General features: G+C 68.4%; 16 protein-coding genes and 1 tRNA gene. 6 read left to right on the top strand and 11 right to left on the bottom strand.

Annotated elements, in window-relative coordinates; translation table 11 throughout:
* Positions 1 to 303: 303 nt before the first annotated feature.
* Positions 304 to 1,683 carry a pyridoxal phosphate-dependent decarboxylase family protein gene (locus ACFY0T_RS44665; RefSeq protein ID WP_388884278.1) on the top strand — a complete coding sequence of 460 codons (1,380 nt, stop codon included), beginning with the start codon at positions 304 to 306 and terminating at the stop codon, positions 1,681 to 1,683.
* Positions 1,680 to 3,101, top strand: coding sequence for a lysine N(6)-hydroxylase/L-ornithine N(5)-oxygenase family protein (locus tag ACFY0T_RS44660; RefSeq protein ID WP_388884277.1), 1,422 nt, complete (start codon positions 1,680 to 1,682; stop codon positions 3,099 to 3,101). The genes ACFY0T_RS44665 and ACFY0T_RS44660 overlap by 4 nt, the downstream gene beginning before the upstream one ends.
* A 70-nt stretch (positions 3,102 to 3,171) precedes the next feature.
* Here ACFY0T_RS44660 and ACFY0T_RS44655 read toward each other — a convergent pair whose 3' ends face one another.
* Positions 3,172 to 4,977 carry a bifunctional metallophosphatase/5'-nucleotidase gene (locus tag ACFY0T_RS44655; protein ID WP_388884276.1) on the bottom strand — a complete coding sequence of 602 codons (1,806 nt, stop codon included), beginning with the start codon at positions 4,975 to 4,977 and terminating at the stop codon, positions 3,172 to 3,174.
* Between the two features lie 138 nt (positions 4,978 to 5,115).
* Here ACFY0T_RS44655 and ACFY0T_RS44650 point away from each other — a divergent pair, with 138 nt between their 5' ends.
* From ACFY0T_RS44650 to ACFY0T_RS44640, 3 genes are all read left to right on the top strand, one after another.
* Complete coding sequence (locus ACFY0T_RS44650) at positions 5,116 to 5,850, top strand: SIMPL domain-containing protein (RefSeq protein ID WP_388884275.1); 735 nt, start codon at positions 5,116 to 5,118, stop codon at positions 5,848 to 5,850.
* 233 nt (positions 5,851 to 6,083) lie between these two features.
* Entirely contained in the window at positions 6,084 to 7,520 is a 1,437-nt protein-coding gene (gene pyk, locus ACFY0T_RS44645) for a pyruvate kinase (RefSeq protein ID WP_388884274.1), read from the top strand.
* A gap of 66 nt (positions 7,521 to 7,586) precedes the next feature.
* Positions 7,587 to 7,877: an alkyl sulfatase dimerization domain-containing protein gene (locus ACFY0T_RS44640; RefSeq protein WP_388884273.1), complete on the top strand. Its 291-nt coding sequence runs from the start codon at positions 7,587 to 7,589 to the stop codon at positions 7,875 to 7,877.
* Positions 7,878 to 8,057: 180 nt separating this feature from the next.
* On the opposite strand, the gene ACFY0T_RS44635 is transcribed toward ACFY0T_RS44640, so the two are convergent.
* Positions 8,058 to 8,846, bottom strand: coding sequence for a helix-turn-helix domain-containing protein (locus ACFY0T_RS44635; RefSeq protein WP_388884272.1), 789 nt, complete (start codon positions 8,844 to 8,846; stop codon positions 8,058 to 8,060).
* An 81-nt stretch (positions 8,847 to 8,927) separates the two neighbouring features.
* Positions 8,928 to 9,011, bottom strand: a tRNA-Leu gene (locus ACFY0T_RS44630).
* Positions 9,012 to 9,113: 102 nt separating this feature from the next.
* On the opposite strand from ACFY0T_RS44630, the gene ACFY0T_RS44625 reads away from it, so the two are divergent.
* Entirely contained in the window at positions 9,114 to 9,770 is a 657-nt protein-coding gene (locus tag ACFY0T_RS44625) for an ANTAR domain-containing response regulator (RefSeq protein WP_388884271.1), read from the top strand.
* A gap of 80 nt (positions 9,771 to 9,850) precedes the next feature.
* Here ACFY0T_RS44625 and ACFY0T_RS44620 read toward each other — a convergent pair whose 3' ends face one another.
* The 8 genes from ACFY0T_RS44620 to ACFY0T_RS44585 form a co-directional block, all read right to left on the bottom strand.
* Positions 9,851 to 10,567, bottom strand: a complete 717-nt coding sequence (locus tag ACFY0T_RS44620; protein ID WP_388884270.1) for an ABC transporter ATP-binding protein — start codon at positions 10,565 to 10,567, stop codon at positions 9,851 to 9,853.
* Entirely contained in the window at positions 10,564 to 11,445 is an 882-nt protein-coding gene (locus ACFY0T_RS44615; RefSeq protein ID WP_388884269.1) for an ABC transporter ATP-binding protein, read from the bottom strand. Before ACFY0T_RS44615 ends, ACFY0T_RS44620 begins: the two co-directional genes overlap by 4 nt.
* 5 nt (positions 11,446 to 11,450) lie before the next feature.
* Positions 11,451 to 13,220: a branched-chain amino acid ABC transporter permease gene (locus ACFY0T_RS44610; RefSeq protein ID WP_388884284.1), complete on the bottom strand. Its 1,770-nt coding sequence runs from the start codon at positions 13,218 to 13,220 to the stop codon at positions 11,451 to 11,453.
* Positions 13,221 to 13,225: 5 nt separating this feature from the next.
* On the bottom strand, positions 13,226 to 14,158 hold the full coding sequence (locus ACFY0T_RS44605) for a branched-chain amino acid ABC transporter permease (protein WP_388884268.1): 933 nt from the start codon (positions 14,156 to 14,158) through the stop codon (positions 13,226 to 13,228).
* Between the two features lie 111 nt (positions 14,159 to 14,269).
* Positions 14,270 to 15,490, bottom strand: coding sequence for a branched-chain amino acid ABC transporter substrate-binding protein (locus ACFY0T_RS44600; protein ID WP_388884267.1), 1,221 nt, complete (start codon positions 15,488 to 15,490; stop codon positions 14,270 to 14,272).
* A gap of 401 nt (positions 15,491 to 15,891) precedes the next feature.
* A complete protein-coding gene (locus ACFY0T_RS44595; RefSeq protein ID WP_388884266.1) occupies positions 15,892 to 16,557 on the bottom strand; it encodes a hypothetical protein in 666 nt (221 codons plus the stop codon).
* 421 nt (positions 16,558 to 16,978) lie between these two features.
* A complete protein-coding gene (locus ACFY0T_RS44590) occupies positions 16,979 to 17,440 on the bottom strand; it encodes a PaaI family thioesterase (protein WP_388884265.1) in 462 nt (153 codons plus the stop codon).
* A 91-nt stretch (positions 17,441 to 17,531) separates the two neighbouring features.
* A complete protein-coding gene (locus ACFY0T_RS44585; protein WP_388884264.1) occupies positions 17,532 to 19,835 on the bottom strand; it encodes an FdhF/YdeP family oxidoreductase in 2,304 nt (767 codons plus the stop codon).
* Positions 19,836 to 19,955 lie beyond the last annotated feature (120 nt).

Here is a 19,955-nt window from a genome sequence, read left to right as displayed (position 1 = left end):
TGGGGCGGGGGGTGGGTGGGGGCTTGTCGCGCCGTCCCCCGCGCCCCTAAAAGGGGCGCGGGGAACTGCGCAGTCTTTTAAGGGGTCTGGGGGCGCAGCCCCCAGGGACGGGACGGGTAGGGGCGGAGGGGGCGAAAAACCTCCCAGCCCCCTCGCGACCCCTAGCACCTCCCCCTCCCCAACTCCTCTCCTCCGTACGGCAGTACCCCCCTTTGGGTCGAATCGTTGTCCTTGGGGGGCGCGCCGAACCGATCCGCGTACAGGCTTGGACCCACCCCGCCGCGCGCACACCGGAGGACACCCATGAGCAGGCCGCCTTTCGCCTCAGGCCCCGAAGGCCCCGACGCACTGCGGCCGTTGCTCGACACCGTCCTCGACGCCCTGCGCGAGGGCGCCACCGCACGCGGCGGACCGCTGCCCGCCGGAGGGCCGGAGGCGGTCGCCGACCGCGTCCGGGACGCGATCGGCGACGTACTGCCCCGGCAGGGCACCGACGACGCCCTGCGCGTCCTCGTGCGGGCCCTCGCCGAGGGAGCCGCCGACCCCGCAGACCCCCTGTGCGCCGCCCACCTCCACTGCCCATCCCTCGCCGTAGCCACCGCCGCCGACCTCGCCGCCTCCGCCCTCAACCCGTCCCTCGACTCCTGGGACCAGGCCCCGGCCGCGTCGGAGCTGGAGGCACTCGTCACGAGGGCCCTGGCGAAAGAAGTCCACGCGGCGGACGCACTCGTCACCACCGGCGGCACCGAGTCCAACCAACTCGCCCTCCTCCTCGCCAGGGAAGCCCACGGCGCCGTGCAGCTGGTCCGCGGCGCCAACGCCCATCACTCCCTGGACCGCGCCGCCTGGCTGCTCGGCCTGCCCGAGCCCGTCGTCGTCCCCGCCCCGGCAGGAACGATGGACCCGGCCGCCCTCGACGAAGCGCTGACAGGCTGTGCCGATCAGCGGCTCCGCCGCGGGCGTGGCCCCCTGATCGTCGCCGCGACCGCCGGCACGACCGACGCGGGGCTCATCGACCCGCTGCCCGACATCGCCGACCTGTGCACCGCCCACGGCGCCCGCCTCCACATCGACGCCGCCTACGGCGGAGGCCTCCTCTTCAGCGACCGGCACCGCGGCCAACTCGACGGAATCGACCGCGCCCACACCGTCACCCTCGACCTGCACAAACTCGGCTGGCAGCCCGTCGCCGCCGGACTCCTCGCGGTACGCGACGAAAGCGACCTCGCCGCACTGGAACACCGCGCCGACTACCTCAACGCCGACGACGACACCGAGGCAGGCCTCCCCGACCTCCTCGGCCGCTCCCTGCGCACCACACGGCGCCCCGACATCCTGAAAATCGCCGTCACCCTCAAAACCCTGGGAAGGGACGGCATCGGCGCCCTCGTCGACCAAGTCTGTGCCCGCGCCCACGAACTGGCCGAGCTCATAGCCGCCCACCCCGACTTCGAGCTCTACGACCGGCCGGTCATCAGCACCGTCCTGTTCCGGCCCGCCGGGGCCCCCGACGACGCCGTCGCCGCCGTACGCCGCACCCTCCTGCACCAGGGCCGAGCCGTCCTCGGACGGGCCGCGCTCGACGGCCGCCTCTGGCTCAAAGCCACCCTCCTCAACCCCCACACCCGGCCCGGCGACCTGGCCACCCTCCTGACACTGGTGGAAGGACACACACCACGATGAGCCCGAAGCCCACCCCGCCACGCCCCGCCGCCGAAGCACCCCGTGACCTGGTGGGCATCGGCATCGGCCCCTTCAACCTCTCCCTCGCCGCCCTCGCCCACCCCCTCGCCGAACTCGACGCCGTCTTCTACGAGCAACGCCCCGGATTCGACTGGCACCCCGGCCTCCTCATCGACGGCGCCACCCTCCAAGTCCCCTTCCTCGCCGACCTGGTGACCCTCGCCGACCCCGCCAGCCCCTGGTCGTTCCTCAACTACCTCAAAGCCCGCGAACGCCTCTTCCCCTTCTACTTCGCCGAGCGCTTCCACATCCAGCGCGCCCAATACGACGCCTACTGCCGCTGGGTCGCCGACAGCCTCCCCGGACTCCACTTCGGCCACCAGGTCGACGCCGTCCGCTGGAACCCCGAACTCGCCCTGTTCGAAGTCGACTTCACCCAACTCGATCCCGACGGAGAAGCCGAAGCCCTCGGCCGCTCCTACACCCGCAACATCGTCCTCGGCGTCGGCACCGCCCCCCACATCCCCGAACCGCTCAAACCCCTCGTCGAAGCCCCCGGCGTGCCCGTCATCCACGCCGCGGACTACCTCAAGCACCGCGAGCAGTTCCTCACCGCCGAACACATCACCGTCATCGGCGCGGGACAGTCCGGCGCCGAAGTCTTCCTGGACCTGCTCCGCAACCGCCCCGCCGGACGCGAGAAGATCCACTGGCTCGCCCGTACCGAGGCGTTCGCCCCCATGGAGTACTCCAAGCTCGGCCTGGAACACTTCACCCCGGACTACACCCGCTACTTCCACGCCCTCACCGAACCCGTCCGCGACCGGCTCGTCGCCGCCCAATGGCAGCTCCACAAGGGCATCGACGCCGACACCATCGCCGCCATCCACGACGAGCTCTACCGCCGCACCCTGCACGGCGGCTGGCCCGACGCCGTCCTCACCCCCGCCGTCACCGTCCGCACCGCCGGCAGAGTGGCGACGACGAAGGTCGAACTCCACCTCGAACACGTCCAGCAAGGCGCCCGCACCCGCCTCACCACCGACGCCGTCGTCCTCGCCACCGGCTACCGCGAACGCCCCCTCGGCCGCATCCTCGCCGGACTCGACCCCTACCTGCGCCGCGACGGTGCCGAACGCCCCTGTATCGACGACCAGTTCCGCCTCGTCCTCGACCCCTCCGTCAACGGCCAGGTCTACGTCCAGAACGCCGAACTCCACACCCACGGCGTCGGCGCCCCCGACCTCGGCCTCGCCGCCTGGCGCAGCGCCACCATCCTCAACTCCCTGACCGGCAAGGACCCTTACCCGCTGCCCCGCCGAACCGCCTTCACCACCTTCGGACTCGAGCGACCGACCCAGCTCCCGCCCGCCCGTCACGCCACCTGGGCCCTGACCCCGCTGGTCGACAAAGGGTAGCGAACACAAACCGGGCCCGACGGCGGCTGCGTCGGGCCCGGCCTGCCTGCTCCTCGAGCGGTCACTCGTCCTAGAAGACGGGCGTACCGTCCCGCGTCAGCTTCCAGTCCACCGAAGCGAACTCCTTCGGGTCGAGCGTGCCCTTCGCGGTCACCCACTCGGCGATCCGCGTCCGGATCTCCGTCGACTCCGACCACACCTCGGTGGCGGAAGCGACGTGCGGGAAGGCACCGCCGCCATTGGCCCGGTAGTTGTTCACCGCGAACACGAACTGCTGCGCGTCGTCCAGCGCCGCACCGTTGTACGTCAGGTTCTTGATCCGCGAACCCTCCGCCTGCGCGATGTCGATGTCGTACTGAAGACCCGAGACATAGTCGTAGTTGTAGTCCGGACGGCCGTTCGCGTTGGTCAGCTTCTCCACGTCGATCGTGGCGTCCGCCGCCGTCCGCACGAAGTAGTTCGCCGAGTACTCCAGGTACGCCCGGATCTGCGCGCCCGTCATCACCTTCGCGACCAGCGTGTTGTCGTACACATACAGGCTCGACAGACCGCGGATCGTCACCTCCCCGGCCGGAATCTCCGACGTCCGCGAGAACGGCGACGCCTGCGCGATCACCGGCAGCGACGCGTACTGCGTCCCCACCAGCGCCGCCTTCACCACGTCCTCCTGCACCTTGGTGATCAGGTCGATGATCGGGGCGTCCTTGTACCGCGCCTCCACCGTCGTCAGCGTCTCCGTCGCCGTACCGACCACCTGGTTGACGTACGCCACGACCACGTCGTGCTCGTCCTTCAGCAGCTTGGTGATCTGCGGGTCGTCGGCCACCGAGTTCGAGTTGCGGACCGTCGCCGCCACCGACTCGACCTGCCACTTCCCCTTCTCGAAGACCAGCTCGAAGTCGAACACCGACAGCCGCTCGGCGTACGCCAACGGCTCCGACAGAACAACCGTCCTGCCCGTCTCGGTGTTGGTGACCTTCAGCTCGGGAATCTCCACGTGCGCGTGCCCGACGAGAATCGCGTCGATCCCCGGCACCTGCTGCGCCACCAGCGCCGCCGAGTTCTCGATGTACGGCAGCTGGTCACCGTAGGAGGACGTGCCGGACGAACCGGAGTGCGCCGAGACGACGACCACGTCGGCGCCCATGGAGCGCAGCTTCGGCACCCACTTCGCCGCCTGCTCCTCCAGACCCGGGAACGTCAACTTGCCCTGGACGTAGGCCTTGTCCCAGATCGCGATACCCGGGTTCGTCAGACCGAGCACGGCCACCTTCACCGGCGGGGCACCCGGCACATGGAACTTCTTGATGAAGTACGGAGGGAACGCCGGCTTCAGCGTCTTCGCGTCCAGCGCGTTCGCACCCAGCAGCGGAAAGTGGCACTGCGACTCGAACTTCCGCAGCGTCTCGATGCCGTAGTTGAACTCGTGGTTGCCGAGCGCCGCCGCGTCGAAGCCGATCGCGTTCATCGCCTGCGCCATCGGGTGGACCGGACCACCCTGGGCGGTGATCGGGTCCACCTTCGCGTAGTAGTACGTCAGCGGGGTGCCCTGAATCGTGTCGCCCGCGTCCAGCAGCAGCGTGTTGCAGCGGCCCTTCTCCTTGCGGATCTCGTTCACCAGCGTCGAAATCCGCGCCAGACCCTGCGCGTTGCCCGCCTTGTCCGTGTACTCCGCGTCCTTGAAGTAGTCCCAGTTGAAGACATGCCCGTGCAGGTCCGTCGTGCCCATCACCGTCAGGGAGTACCGCGTCGGGGACTTCTTGCCCCCCGTGACCTCGGCAGCCTGCGCCGCCGGAGCCGCGGCCGCCCCGGCGAGCGCGACCCCCGCACCCGTCACGGCGGACTTCTTCAGGAACTTCCGGCGGTTCAACGGCATCTCTACGACTCCTAGGGAAAAGGCCAATGACGCGCGTAGATTCTGGCCCAACTCCCCACCCCGCAACAGGTCCAGGAGGTTTCGATCTGATGACCTGCAGGAAGCACAACCGACCCTCTCAGTGACAGAGTGGGACGTATGGCCCCCACCGCGGACACCACCCCAGACGAACCCCAACCCGCCGTCCCCTACGGCACACCCGCATCCCCCCGCATCGCCGTCCGAGGCGAAGCCCACCTCGAAGTCGACCCCGAAATCGCCCGCATCGGCATCACCGTCGCCGCCCGGGGCAAGGACCGACGAGAAGCCCTCGCCGACCTCACCCGCCGCAACGCCGCCGCCCTCGACCTCGTCAAGTCCTACGGAGACGCCGTCGAACGCGTCGAAACCGGCGCCTTCACCATCAGCCCCGAACTGAACCCGCACGCCCGCGGCGAACGCGTCCGCGCCTACCTCGGCCGCGTCCACATCACCGCCGAACTCACCGACTTCACCGCACTCGGCGAACTCACCACACGACTCGCGGACCTCCACATCACCCGCGTCGACGGCCCCTGGTGGGCCCTGCGCCCCACCTCACCCGCCCACCGCCAAGCCCGCCAACAAGCCGTCCGCGAAGCCGTCCAACGCGCCCGCGAATACGCCGAAGCCCTCGACACCACCCTCGGCGCGCTCATCGAACTCGCCGACATCGGCGCCGAAAACGCCCAACCGTACGCCTTCGAAGCCCAAGCCACCCGCGCCATGCGCAGCAGATCCGCCTACGGCGGCGCCCCCGAGGACGACGCCGCACCCCTCGACCTCGAACCCCAACGCCAACACGTCTACGCCCAGGTCAACGCCCGATTCACCATGGCCCCACCGCGGCTGTAGCCGACTCCGAGCCCCGCCCCGGAAATGTGACAGCCGGTGACCGACTGATTCTTCTCCAAGGACGTCGCACCGCCGAATAGATAAATGCGAGCGGGGTGCTCCCAGGAACCAGTCTGCTCATCAGAGCACCCCGGCGCACAATTCAACAGTTGTCAATAGCTCTTCACGTAAAGGTTGTTGAGTAGTCACGCACGACCAATTCTCTACCCGCCGGTAAGGCCTACGCTCGAACCATGCGCCGAGCAAAGATCGTCTGTACATTGGGCCCCGCCACCGACTCGTACGACCAGATCAAAGCCCTGGTCGAAGCCGGAATGGACGTAGCCCGCTTCAACCTCAGCCACGGCACCTACGCCGATCACGAGGAGCGCTACCGCCACGTGCGAAAGGCCTCCGACGAGACCGGCCGCAGCGTCGGAATCCTCGCCGACCTTCAAGGCCCGAAGATCCGACTCGGCCGCTTCAGCGAAGGCCCCGTACTCCTTGAACGCGGAGACACCTTCACCATCACCGTCGAAGAAGGCGTCGAAGGCGACCGCCAGACCTGCGGAACGACCTACGACGGACTCGCAGCCGACGTCACCCCCGGTGAGCGCATCCTCGTCGACGACGGCAAAGTCACCCTCGAAGTCACCGCCGTCGACGGCCCCCACGTCCACACCACCGTCGTCGAAGGCGGCATGGTCTCCGACCACAAAGGCCTCAACCTCCCCGGCGTCGCCGTCTCCGTCCCCGCCCTCTCCGACAAAGACGAAGCAGACCTCCGCTGGGCCCTCCGCGCCGGCTTCGACGTCATCGCACTCTCCTTCGTCCGCAGCGGCCGCGACATCGACGACGTCCACCGCATCATGGACGAAGAAGGCCGCCGCCTCCCCGTGATCGCCAAGGTGGAGAAGCCCCAGGCCGTCGACAACATCGACGACATCGTCGCCGCCTTCGACGGCATCATGGTCGCGCGAGGCGACCTGGGCGTGGAAATGCCCCTCGAACAGGTCCCCATCGTCCAAAAGCGCGCCATCAAGCTGGCGAAACGCAACGCCAAGCCCGTCATCGTCGCCACCCAGATGCTCGACTCAATGATCGACAACTCCCGGCCGACGCGCGCCGAGGCGAGCGATGTCGCCAACGCGGTCATCGACGGCACGGACGCCGTGATGCTCTCCGGCGAGACCAGCGTCGGCAAGTACCCCGTCGAGACCGTCCGCACCATGGCCCGCATCGTGGAAGCCGCCGAGGAAGACATCCTCGCCAAGGGGCTCCCGCCGCTGACCGAGCGCAACAAGCCCCGCACCCAGGGCGGCGCCGTCGCCCGAGCCGCCGCCGAAATGGGCGACTTCCTCGGCGCCAAGTTCCTCGTCGCCTTCACCCAGTCCGGAGACACGGTCCGCCGCCTCTCGCGCTACCGCTCACCCATCCCACTGCTGGCCTTCACCCCCACCCCGGCGACCCGCTCCCAGCTCAACCTCACCTGGGGCGTCGAAACCTTCCTCGGCCCCCACGTCGACTCCACCGACGCCATGGTCGACCAGGTCGACGAACTGCTCCTCAAATACGGCCGCTGCCAGAAAGGCGACATCGTCGTCATCACGGCAGGCTCCCCGCCCGGAGTCTCCGGCTCCACGAACCTCGTACGCGTCCACCACATCGGCGAGGACGACAGCCCCAAGTAGCGCGCAAGGGGGCCCTTCTTCACGGAGGGCCCCCTTTCTCTTGGAGAGCTCACTTACGGCGTCACGATGCGGAAGTCCGCCACCGACGCCACGATCATTTGCCGGCGTTACATGGGGTGGTTCGACGCGAATCTCGCGCATTTGTGGGAGCATCCGCCCGCCGCTGAGGCGAAGCGGTATGTGAAGGCGTTGGGCGGGATGTCGTCCGCTGTTTCGAAGGCGCGGGGATTCATTGGGGCGGCGCCCGAGAACGCGGTGTGGCGGAATTTCTGTCTCACGGGTGCGCTGGAGCTCCGGGAGGGCATGAAGGCGGCGCTGGCCGTCGATCAGCTCATTGACGCGAGGTCGGTGCGGTGAACGGGCCGAAGGCGTGGGATCTGGATTACGACTCTGCTCGCCAAGCTGTTCTCGGTAAGGACGCCACGGCAGCCGCCGTAATGATCGACGTACGGGTGGGTGGAGACGAGCCCGGTGACCTTCCTGTCGGCCACGTGGTCGCGGTAGAGCTTGAGCGCGGCGCCGGGCCGTCTCTTGCGGTCAGTACTTGGGGCCTACGTGGGCGTCCATGAGGGCGACGGAGGCCTTCCTGGCGACTGAGATGTTGTACGGGTTCCCGTTGCGGGTGCAGTGGGTCCACGCGATGCCGAGCTTGTCCAGGGTATCGGTGTAGAGCTGACGGATGTCATCGGAGACATTGGTGAAGAAGTACCGGGGGTACTCGTAGCGCTTCCGCTCACCGCCGACCTGGCGGGTCGTCCAGTTGGTGATACGGCAGCCGTCGGAGTGGATGAGGCCACGGATAAATTCCCAGGGGTGGGTGCCGACGATCTCCTGCTGCCAGCGTTCGAGGGCGATGCGCCGCTCGTGCTTCTTGCCGGGGCCGTGCTGGGGGAACAGGCAGTGCAAGTGCTTCGAGTAGACCTTCACGTTGCGGCAGCCGGTCCTGCAGACGCGGCATACGGAGTTGTCGGGGAACACGGCGCGCATGGCGTGCTCGCAGTCGTCCATGAGTCCGGACCACGAGTCGGCGCAGGTGATCATGAGGTTGGGCACGCGGTGCTCGGAGTAGTGGCTGATGTGACCGTCACCCAGGTACAGGCCCAGCAGGTAGCTGTACGCGGACTCGTCCAGCTCTCGGCCGTCGCACCGAGGGCACTTCGGGTCGTGCTTCCCTGGACACTCGCCGCGTTTCGCCCGGTCCATGTGCTTCCAGTAGCCGACCGTGCCGAGCGGGACGTTGAACGTCCGCGCCACGTCCGCGTTCCTCGCACCGCCGCGCAGCAGTGTGAGCGCCCTCTGTCGCACCTCTGTGCCGTGAAAGTTCATGCGAGCACTCTGTGTCACTGATCGTGACCGTGTGCACCAAAAAGCGGATGTTCACGAGAACGTGAACATCCGCTTCTGAAGTGCCCGGTGTGGGATTCGAACCCACATGCCCGAAGGCACGGTGGTTTGAGCACCGCGAGTCTGACCAGATTCCTCCAACCGGGCAGGCTGTGGAACACAGGGAAGCATACCGGGTCACCGCAGCTCGCTGCAGCTAGGTAGGCTCTTGGGCAGCAGCACATGCCCGGCCCGTAACGAGGAGCCCCCGTGACCGCCCCCGAGTCGCCCCAGCCCGTAGACGCGCCCGACGACGACAAGTCGCACGTGCCTCCGCTGACGACCCGCGTCGTCATCGCTGAGGACGAGGCGCTGATCCGTCTCGACCTCAAAGAGATGCTGGAGGAAGAGGGCTACACCGTCGTAGGCGAGGCGGGTGACGGTGAGCAGGCCGTCGAGCTGGCCCGGGAGCACAAGCCGGACCTCGTGATCCTCGACGTGAAGATGCCCAAGCTGGATGGCATCTCCGCCGCCGAGAAGATCGCCGAAGAGAGCATCGCGCCCGTGCTCATGCTCACCGCGTTCTCGCAGCGCGACCTCGTCGAGCGTGCGCGCGACGCCGGTGCGATGGCGTACCTGGTGAAGCCGTTCAGCAAGAGCGATGTCGTGCCCGCCATTGAGATGGCAGTGTCGCGGTTCACGGAGCTGAAGGCGTTGGAGAAGGAGATCGCGGATCTCACGCAGCGGCTCGAGACGCGGAAGCTCGTCGACCGGGCGAAGTCGGTTCTGCAGACTGAGTACGGGCTGACCGAGCCCGCCGCGTTCCGGTGGATTCAGAAGACGTCCATGGACCGTCGTATGTCCATGCAGCAGGTTGCCGAGGCGGTCATTCAGGACGCCGAGGAGAAGAAGTCCGCGAAGGGCTAGTCCGGCCCCGTACGAGCGCGTGGAAGAGGCCCGCACCCCTGGCAAGGGGCGCGGGCCTTCTTCGTACACCCGTGGCGGACTCAGTCCTCGCCGAGGTACGCCTTCCGTACGGACTCGTCGTGCAGCAGGTCCTGTCCGGTGCCGGAGAGGACGATGTTGCCGACCTCCATGACGTGTCCTTGGTCGGCGAGGGAGAGCGCCGCCTGGGCGTTCTGCTCGACGAGGAGGATGGTCGTGCCGGACGCCTTGAGTTCGGCGATGGTGGACATGATCTTCTGCATCATGATCGGCGAGAGGCCCATGGAGGGTTCGTCGAGCATGAGGAGCTTGGGCTGGGACATCAGCGCCCGGCCCATGGCGAGCATCTGCTGCTCGCCGCCCGAGAGGGTTCCGGCCGCCTGCTTGCGGCGTTCCCCGAGGATGGGGAAGAGGTCGTACGCGCGCTGGATGTCCTTCTCGATGCCTGCCTTGTCGGAGCGCAGGAACGCGCCGAGTTGGAGGTTTTCGGCGATCGTCAGCCGGGGGAAGATGTGGCGTCCCTCGGGGGAGTGGGCGAGGCCGAGGGCGACGATCTTGTGGGCGGGGACGCCGCTGAGCGGTTTGCCGTCGAAGAGGATGCGGCCCGCGCTGGGCTTGAGGAGCCCGGAGAGGGTGCGCAGGGTCGTCGTCTTGCCGGCGCCGTTGGTGCCGATGAGGGTGACGATCTGGCCGGCTTCGACGGTGAAGGAGATGCCCTTGACGGCTTCGATCTTGCCGTAGGCGACCTTGAGGTCTTCGACCTCGAGCAGTGCGGTCACTGGGCGGTTCCTTCCTTGCTGGTGCTGCTCTGCGCGTCGGCGGCGTCGGAGGCCTCTGCGGCTTCGACTTCGGCGACTTCCTCGGCCCCGGGGGCGCCTTCGAACGGCTCACCGAGGTACGCGGCGATGACGCGTTCGTCGCCCTGGACGACCTCCGACGTTCCCTCGACGAGCTTTTCGCCCTGGACGAGGCAGGCGACGCGGTCGGACAGGTTGAAGATGAAGCGCATGTCGTGCTCGATGACGAGGACGGCGATGCCTCGGTCGCGGATGGCGAAGACGAGGTCTTCGGTGGCCCGCGTTTCCTGGGGGTTCATGCCGGCGGTGGGCTCGTCCAGGAGGAGGAGGCCCGGCTCGCTCGCCATTGCTCGCGCGATCTCCAGCTTGCGCTGTTCGCCGTAGGGGAGGTTGCGGGAGAGGTGGTCGGCCTTGTGGTCGAGGCCGATGAACTCCAGCAGTTCCATGGCGCGTTCGCGCGAGGCTGCTTCCGCCTTGCGGAAGCCGGGGCCACGGAGCAGGGCGGACCAGAGGCCTTCCTTCGTCCGTGTGTGGCGGCCTACGAGGACGTTTTCCAGGACGGTCATGTTGGCGAAGAGCCGGATGTTCTGGAAGGTGCGGGCGATGCCTGCGCTGGTGACCAGGTGCGGCTTGGGTGGCAGGACCGTGCCCTTGTACGAGACCTTGCCCTCGGTGGGGACGTACAGGCCTGTCAGGCAGTTGAAGAAGGTGGTCTTGCCGGCGCCGTTGGGGCCGATGAGGCCGACGATCTCGCCGCTGTTGACGGTGAGGTCGACGCTGCGTACGGCGGTGAGGCCGCCGAAGCGCATGGTGACGCCGCTGGCTTCGAGGACGGGGCTGGGGGCTGTGGTGGTGGTCATGTGGGTCACGCCCCTGCCTTGGTGACGCCGACGGTGCTGTCGGGCAGGCCTTGTTCGGGGATGTCGAGTTGGCCGGTTTCGTGGAATTCGAGCTGGCGGCGGCGGTTGGCGATGATGCCTTCGGGGCGGAAGCGCATGAGGATGACGAGCGCGATGCCGAAGGCCAGGAGCTGGTACTCCTTCAGGAAGCTGAGCTTCTCGGGGAGGAGGTAGAGCAGCGTGGCGCCGAGGATGGGGCCGTTCACCGTGCCCATGCCGCCGAGGACGACCGCGGCGAGCAGGAAGGCGGAGTTCGGGGGCACGGAGCCGGCGAACTGGTAGGGGGCCGGGTTGACGCTGTAGCCGACGTGGGCGCTGACCGTACCGGCGAGGCCCGCCAGCGATGCGCCGAGTGCGAAGGCGATGAGCTTGACGCGGAAGCCGTTGATGCCCATGGCGGTGGCGGCGGTCTCGTCTTCGCGGATGGCGATCCAGGAGCGGCCGATGCGGGAGTCGGCGGCGCGGTTGAAGACGAGGACGACGAGTGCGGTGATGAGCAGCATCAGGAGGAAGTAGTTCGCGAATCGGCCGAGGGTCATGCCGCCGATGTCGTGGGTGCTTCCGAAGTTGAACCCGAAGATCTTGAGGTCCGGGATCATGGAGATGCCGTTGGGGCCGTTGGTGAGGTTGGGTCCGCTGGAGCCGTCCATGTTGTTGACGGAGATGCGGAAGATCTCTCCGAAGCCCAGGGTGACGATGGCGAGGTAGTCGCCGCGCAGTCGCAGGGTGGGGGCGCCGATGAGGACGCCGAAGACGAGCGATGCGGCCATGCCGGTGAGCATGGCGGCCCAGAAGGGGAACTGGACGCCGGAGAAGCGGGAGAACTCGGAGCCGGAGACGAGGGCCGCGGCGTAGGCGCCGACGCCGAGGAAGGCGACGTATCCGAGGTCGAGGAGTCCGGTGAGGCCGACGACGATGTTGAGGCCGAGGGCGACGGTGCCGACGACGAGGATGTTCACGCCGAGGTTGGCGTTGTGCTCGTTGTTCTCGACGAAGGGGAAGATCGCCGCGGCGAGGAATGCCATGGAGGTGGCGAATCCCTTGTGGCGGGCGTTGAGTTCGGCGAAGCGGTCGAAGAGTCCGGCGGCGAGGAGTGACCAGGTGCCGAAGATGACCAGGAGGAGGTAGCCGAGGAACGTTTCGCTTGCGTCGGGGTCGACGCCGATGCCGTAGGTGAAGACGATCAGGGCGACGGCGGTGGCGGCGGTGATGACGAGGCGCTCGCCCCAGGCGGGGAGCTTGGCCGCCGGGGGGATGTTCTCGGGCTTGGTGACGTAGTCCTTGAAGGTGTCGCCGGGCTTGGGGAGTGCCAGCGTGCCGAGGAGGGCCACGAGGGAGCCGACGGCGGCGACGTAGGCGCCGGGGTCGAGGGCGACGAGGCCCTTGAGGTCGACGGCGATGGCGATGGCGCTGAACCAGCTGACGGCGAACGCGGATGCGGCGGCGAGGACGACGGGCTGGGTGGCGCCCGCCGGGTTGAGCCAGCCGAGGCCGCGGACGTTGAAGAGGGTGAGCGCGAAGAGGAGCGTGAGGGCGCCGGCGACGAGGTCGAGGACCTGGAGTCCGGCCGGGGAGCCGTAGTAGGTGAGGTCCCCGGGGAAGTCGGACGTGTAGGTCCAGGACATGAACGTGCTGGCGATGGTGGCGATGGCGCCGAAGGCGATGAGGGCGCGGGCGGTGGTCTGCGGGAGTGCGATCAGGCCGCGCGCGGAGGTGGTGGTCTCGGTGGTTGCCATGGTGCTCACGCCCTGTCCGCGACGCGTTCGCCGACGAGGCCTTGTGGCCTGAACAGCAGTACGAGGATGAGGAGTACGAAGGCCCAGACGGAGGACCAGCCGCCGCCGCCGAGCTGCTGCATGCCGGGGATGCCGTCGATGTAGCTGGTGGCCATGGTTTCGGCGAGGCCGAGGACGAGGCCGCCGATCATGGCGCCGTAGATGTTGCCGATGCCGCCGAGGACGGCTGCGGTGAAGGCCTTGAGGCCCATCTGGAAGCCCATGTCGTATTTCACCGTGCCGTAGCGCAGGCCGTAGGCGACGGCTGCGACGGCGGCGAAGAAGCCGCCGATGGCGAAGGCGATGACGATGATGCGGTTGGTGTCGATGCCCATGAGCTGCGCGGTGTCCGGGTCCTGCGCGGTGGCCTGCATGGCGCGGCCGGTGCGGGAGAGGCGGACGAAGAAGGCGAGGGCGGCCATGCAGATGGGGGCGGCGATGATGACGAAGACGGAGCCGCTCTGGACGCTGATGGAGCCGATGTGCCAGGGACCGAAGGGGAGTTGCGGGAAGTTGATGTCGGTCTTGGCGTCGGGGTACCAGTTGAAGACGGCCTGCTGGAGGGCGAGGGAGAGGCCGATGGCGGTGATGAGGGGGGCGAGGCGTGGTGCTCCGCGTAGTGGTCGGTAGGCGAAGCGTTCGGCTCCGACGGCGATGAGGACGGCGACGAGTCCGCCGCCTATCAGCATCGCTGGGAGGGCTATCCACATGGATGTGCCGTTGGGCAGGACGTAAAGGTAGACCGTGAGTGCGCCGAAGCCGCCGGTCATGAAGATCTCGCCGTGGGCGAAGTTGATGAGCTGGACGATGCCGTACACCATCGTGTAGCCGATGGCGATCAGCCCGTACATCGAGCCGAGGAACAGCCCGTTGGCCAGCTGCTGCGGCAGGGTGTTCACCGCATGGCCTCCATGTGGTGGGGAGTGTTGAGCAGGGCGTATGAAACGGGCCGCGCGGTGACGGGTGGTCTTGGCCGCGCGGCCCTTGGGTGGTGCTAGCGGCGGAAGGGATCAGCCGTTGAACGTGCCGCTCTTGACGGCCTTCCACTTGCCGTCGACGACCTGGTAGACGGTGAGCTGCTTGTTGGTGGTGTCGCCGTACTCGTCGAAGGCGACGGGTCCTGCGATGCCGTCGAACTTGGTCTTCTGGACTTCTTCCACGATCTTGGCGCGGGCGTCGCTCGGGATCTTGCCGTCCTTCACGACGTTGCCGATGGCCTTGATGATGGCGGTGGCGGCGTCGTAGGAGTAGCCACCGTAGGTGCCGTAGTCGCCCTTGAGGCCGGAGGCCTTGTACTTCTTGATGAAGTCGGCGGCGGAGGGCAGGGAGTCGACGGGCTGGCCGACGGAGGTGACGAGGTCGCCTTCGGAGGTCTTGCCGGCGGTCTCGATGTAGGTCGGGGTGAACATGCCGTCACCGCCGAACAGCGGGATCTTGGCTCCGCCGTCCTTGAGCTGCTTGGTGAGCTTCTCGGACTCGTCGTACTGGCCGCCGTAGTAGACGAGGTCGGCCTTGGCGTTCTTGATCTTGGTGACGAGGGCCGAGAAGTCGGTGTCGCCGGTGTTGACGTGGTCCTCGCCGGCGACCTTGCCGCCCGCCTTGGTGAAGCCGGCCTTGAACAGCTTGGCGAGGCCGGCGCCGTAGGTCTGCTTGTCGTCGACGACGAAGACCTTGCGCTTCTTCAGCGTGTTGTACGCGTAGTCGGCCGCGAAGCCGCCCTGGAGGGCGTCGGTGGTGGCGGTGCGGAAGTAGGTCTTGAACGGGCGGGACTTGCTGGTCTGCCAGTTCTTGCCCTGGGTGAGCTCGGGCGCCGTGTTGGAGGGCGAGATCTCGACCAGGTTGGCGGTGGCGAAGACCTGCTGCATCTGGGTGGCGACGCCGGAGTTCAGCGGGCCGACGACGCCGAGGACCTTGTCGTTCTGGACGAGCTGGGTGGCGTTCTGCTGGCCGGAGGCCGGGATCGCCTTGTCGTCGAGCGCCTGGACCTTGAACGTCACGCCGGGAACGGTGTTGTTCTTGTTGGCGTCGTCGACGGCGATCTGCACGCCGCCCTGGATGCCGAGGCCGGTGGCGGAGTTCTGACCGGTCAGCGGCGCGTCCACGCCGATGATGATCTCGGTCTTCTTGCTGCTCTTGCTGTCCCCGTCGTCGTCGCGCGATCCGCAAGCGGTAAGCGTGAGTGCCCCCGTGGTGAGCACGGAAGTGAGTATGACCAAAGAACGGTGTCGCACGTTGAATCCTCTCCCTGGCGCGGTCCTCCATGGTTGAGGACCGTGTGTCTCGCCGGGCCGTACTGGGGTGATGCAGGGCCGTGCAGATGACGCGCCCGGCGGCGCGGTGACTGGCCGTGACTATAAGCGCAGGTAGGGGGAGCTCACAGGAGCGTAGGGAAGGCTGTGACGCTCTTGTTATGCGGGGGCCGCCCTGGCGGGTACAGATCGGACAATTCGTGTATTTCAGGATGCAGTTCGGGGATGTGGCCTCCTGTTCGCATCGTGAGAACGCCCTGTTCCGATTCATGGCGCGGCGCGGCTTCGGCTGGTGTGGTGGTGGGCTGGAGCGTTCTGCGAGGTACGGCGCACGGGATGCCGTGGCGCGAGCATTGCTTCATTACGGCAGAGGTAACCGACTGTTACCGACGTGTGAGGGTGCGCCAGGCCTCCCGGTCGAGGGAAGTGGGTGCGGGGGAGGCCGTGTTGGGGAAGCAGACGGCGCGCAGGTCGGTCCGCAGGTCGCGCGGGTAGGCACCGCCGAAGAGAAAGCTTTGCTGCTGCTGTGCGGTGCTGTTGCTGAGGAGCACGTCGAGGTGGGGGAGGACCAGGGCGGGCGGCAGGGCCGCGCACTTGTATACGGAGATGTGCACGGTGATCGTTCGAGGGGATCCGGCCCTCACTGTCAGTGGCAGCCCGGGGGTGGTGGTGGCCCCCAACTCGGGTAGTCCGGCGCCGACTTGGTGGACGGTGACGGGGCTGCCGCGGGCGACGTCGATCTCGAACCGGAAGGTCGCGGGGGTGGGTCCGCGGCCCTTGTAGTGGAGGGTGGTGACGCCGGCGGGCCAGGGGTAGGGGTTCGGGGTGGCCTGGGTCACCGGGGTGGGGCGCAGGGCGAAGAAGGCGCCGGTGGCGGCCGCGGCGACGATCAAGGCCTGGAGGAGGCGGCGGCGGGAGCGGGGGAGCGCGGCCCAACGGGTGGTGGCGGGTGGGGTTTTCGACCACAGCAGGTCGGTGGGGGTGTCCTGGTGGGGGCCGTCGGCTTCATCGGGGTGGTACGGCTCGACGGGCCGCCCGATGCCGGTCATGCTTCACGCTATGCCGGAGGGTGGGGCTCCGCCAATGGGCGGTGCCGGGTGAGGGGTTGGCCGTCGCTGTGCCGATGCCATGCCCGTCGCTCTGCCGGCGTCCTGCGTGGCGTTCTGTCGGTGCCGTGCCGGTGCCCGGTCGACGCCGTGCCCGTCGCTCTGCAGAACGCCGTGCCCGTGGCTCTGCCGGCGCCTGCGTGGCGTTCTGGCGGTGCCGTGCCGGTGCCCCGTCGACGCCGTGCCCGTCGCTCTGCAGAACGCCGTGCCTGGCGCTCTGCCGGCGCGTGCCCGGCGTTCAGCCGAACGCCGTGCTCAGCGCTCAGCCGGTGCCGTGCCCGTCTCTCCGCCGATGCCGTGCCCGGCGCTCGGGGAGGCCGGCGTTCCCCCGCACAGGTCGCGGGGGAACGCATGGCCTCCGGTGTCAGCCCGTGGGCGCGTCCTTGAGGACGCAGGTCAGCCGGGCGCTGCAGACGCGCTTGCCGTCCTCGTCCGTGATGGCGATCTCGTACGTCGCCGAGGTGCGCCCCCGGTGCACGGGTGTGGCCACGCCGGTGACCAGACCGGAGCGCACACCGCGGTGGTGCGTGCAGTTCAGGTCGACGCCCACGGCGATCTTGGTGCTGCCGCCGTGGAGCATGGCGCCGACGGAGCCGATGGTCTCGGCGAGGACGGCGGAGGCGCCTCCGTGCAGCAGGCCGTAGGGCTGGGTGTTGCCCTCGACGGGCATGGTGCCCACGACGCGGTCCGCGGAGGCCTCGACGATCTGCACGCCCATGCGGGTGCCGAGGTGGCCCGCGGAGAACAGTGCGGGCAGGTCGACGCCGAGCGCGGCGTACTCGTCGATGACCTCTTGCGGGAACTTCACGGTGTGCTGCTCGCCCATCGGGCCCGACTCCGTTCGTCGTGGATCACTGCGCTGTGGATCATGGCGCCATGGGATGCGGCGTCATGGACCACTCTTGCTGAGCAAACGCTCAGTCGGTTGCCGATTGTTCCAGACGTACGACGACGGACTTGCTGGCAGGGGTGTTACTGGTGTCGGCGGTCGCGTCCAGCGGGACGAGGACGTTGGTCTCCGGGTAGTAGGCGGCCGCGCAGCCCCGGGCGGTCGGGTAGTGCACGACGCGGAAGCCGGGCGCGCGCCGCTCGACGCCGTCCTTCCACTCGCTGACCAGGTCGACGTACGAGCCGTCCGAGAGCTTCAGCTCGCGGGCGTCCTCGGGGTTCACGAGCACGACCCTTCGGCCGTTCTTGATGCCCCTGTAGCGGTCGTCCAGGCCGTAGATCGTGGTGTTGTACTGGTCGTGCGAGCGCAGGGTCTGCAGCAGCAGGCGGCCCTCGGGGAGCTTCGGGTACTCGACGGGCGCGGCCGTGAAGTTGGCCTTGCCGGTGGCCGTGGGGAAGCGGCGCTCGTCGCGGGGGGCGTGCGGGAGGGCGAAGCCTCCGGGGTGCGCCACGCGCGCGTTGAAGTCCTCGAAGCCGGGGACCACGCGCGCGATGCGGTCGCGGATGGTCGCGTAGTCCTTCTCGAACTCCTCCCAGGGCGTACGGGACTCGTGCCCGAGGACGCGGCGGGCGAGGCGGCAGACGATGGCCGGCTCGGACAGCAGCTGGGGGCTCGCGGGCTCCAGGCGGCCGCGTGAGGCGTGCACCATGCCCATGGAGTCCTCGACCGTCACGAACTGCTCGCCGCTGCCCTGGAGGTCGCGTTCCGTGCGGCCGAGGGTGGGCAGGATCAGGGCACGCGCGCCCGTGATCGCGTGCGAGCGGTTCAGCTTCGTCGACACGTGCACGGTCAGGCGGGCGCGGCGCATGGCCGCCTCCGTCACCTCGGTGTCCGGGGACGCCGAGACGAAATTGCCGCCCATCGCGAAGAAGACCTTCGCCTCGCCGTCGCGCAGCGCGCGGATGGCCCGCACGACGTCGTATCCGTGCTCGCGCGGCGGCGCGAACCCGAACTCCTTCTCCAGGGCGTCCAGGAAGGCCGGGGCGGGCCGCTCGAAGATGCCCATCGTGCGGTCGCCCTGCACGTTCGAGTGACCGCGCACCGGGCACACGCCCGCGCCCGGGCGGCCGATGTTGCCCCGCAGGAGAAGGAAGTTGACCACTTCGCGGATGGTCGGGACGGCGTGCTTGTGCTGGGTGAGGCCCATCGCCCAGCACACGATGGTGCGCTGGGAGGCGAGGACCATCTTCAGGGCCTCGTCGATCTTCGCGCGCGTGAGGCCCGTCGCGGTGAGCGTCTCGTCCCAGTCGGCGGCGCGGGCGGCCTCGGCGAACTCCTCGAACCCATGGGTGTGTTCGCCGATGAACTCCTCGTCGATCGCGCCGGACCCCGCGCCGCAGGCGCTATCGGATTCAGCGAGGATCAGCTTGTTGAGGAGGCGGAAGAGGGCCTGGTCGCCGCCGAGGCGGATCTGCAGGAACAGATCGGTGAGGGCGGCGCCCTTGAGCATGCCCTGGGGGGTCTGCGGGTTCTTGAAGCGCTCGAGGCCCGCCTCGGGCAGCGGGTTGACCGTGATGATCTTCGCACCGTTCGCCTTGGCCTTCTCCAGGGCCGAGAGCATGCGCGGGTGGTTCGTGCCGGGGTTCTGCCCGGCGACGATGATCAGGTCCGCCTTGTAGAGGTCGTCGAGCAGGACGCTGCCCTTGCCGATGCCGATGGTCTCGGAGAGGGCGGAGCCCGACGACTCGTGGCACATGTTCGAGCAGTCCGGCAGGTTGTTCGTGCCGAGCTCGCGGGCGAACAGCTGGTAGAGGAAGGCGGCCTCGTTGCTCGTACGCCCTGAGGTGTAGAAGAGGGCCTCGTCGGGGGAGCCGAGTGCGGCGAGCTCCTGCGCGACGATGTCGAAGGCACGCTCCCAGGTGACCGGCTCGTAGTGGTCGGCTCCCTCCGCCAGGTACATGGGGTGGGTGAGGCGGCCCTGCTGGCCCAGCCAGTAGCCGCTGCGGGAGGCGAGGTCGGCCACCGGGTGCGCGGCGAAGAAGTCCGGGGTGACCCGGCGCAGGGTGGCCTCCTCGGCGACCGCCTTCGCGCCGTTCTCACAGAACTCCGCCTTGTGCCGGTGGTCCGGCTCGGGCCAGGCGCAGCCCGGGCAGTCGAAGCCGTCCTTCTGATTGACCCGCAGGAGGGTCAGCGCGGTGCGGCGCACGCCCATCTGCTGCTGCGCGATGCGCAGGGTGTGCCCGATGGCGGGCAGCCCGGCCGCGGCGTGCTTCGGCTCGGCGACCTGCGGCGCGTCCTGAACCGGATCGCTTTTCGGCGGCTTACTGGCCATCGCTGAACCCCTTCGCGTGCACACGTCCGCTGTACGTCTCCGATCCTCGCACGCAGCGCCGACAACGACCGTGCCCGGTCCCGGACGGTCCGCACTGTCAGTGGGCCGTGGCAGGATCGG

It is taken from the genome of Streptomyces sp. NPDC001530 (assembly GCF_042894545.1).
Lineage (GTDB): Bacteria > Actinomycetota > Actinomycetes > Streptomycetales > Streptomycetaceae > Streptomyces.
This window is presented reverse-complemented; position numbering and strand designations above follow the sequence as displayed.

Coding starts and splice junctions, on each gene's coding strand:
- ACFY0T_RS44640 (WP_388884273.1), top strand. CDS start 7,587: ATGCGGAAGTCCGCCACCGACGCCACGATCATTTGCCGGCGTTACATG.
- ACFY0T_RS44650 (WP_388884275.1), top strand. CDS start 5,116: ATGGCCCCCACCGCGGACACCACCCCAGACGAACCCCAACCCGCCGTC.
- ACFY0T_RS44660 (WP_388884277.1), top strand. CDS start 1,680: ATGAGCCCGAAGCCCACCCCGCCACGCCCCGCCGCCGAAGCACCCCGT.
- ACFY0T_RS44595 (WP_388884266.1), bottom strand. CDS start 16,557: ATGACCGGCATCGGGCGGCCCGTCGAGCCGTACCACCCCGATGAAGCC.
- ACFY0T_RS44665 (WP_388884278.1), top strand. CDS start 304: ATGAGCAGGCCGCCTTTCGCCTCAGGCCCCGAAGGCCCCGACGCACTG.
- ACFY0T_RS44655 (WP_388884276.1), bottom strand. CDS start 4,977: ATGCCGTTGAACCGCCGGAAGTTCCTGAAGAAGTCCGCCGTGACGGGT.
- ACFY0T_RS44635 (WP_388884272.1), bottom strand. CDS start 8,846: ATGAACTTTCACGGCACAGAGGTGCGACAGAGGGCGCTCACACTGCTG.
- ACFY0T_RS44590 (WP_388884265.1), bottom strand. CDS start 17,440: ATGGGCGAGCAGCACACCGTGAAGTTCCCGCAAGAGGTCATCGACGAG.
- ACFY0T_RS44610 (WP_388884284.1), bottom strand. CDS start 13,220: ATGGCAACCACCGAGACCACCACCTCCGCGCGCGGCCTGATCGCACTC.
- ACFY0T_RS44585 (WP_388884264.1), bottom strand. CDS start 19,835: ATGGCCAGTAAGCCGCCGAAAAGCGATCCGGTTCAGGACGCGCCGCAG.
- ACFY0T_RS44615 (WP_388884269.1), bottom strand. CDS start 11,445: ATGACCACCACCACAGCCCCCAGCCCCGTCCTCGAAGCCAGCGGCGTC.
- pyk (WP_388884274.1), top strand. CDS start 6,084: ATGCGCCGAGCAAAGATCGTCTGTACATTGGGCCCCGCCACCGACTCG.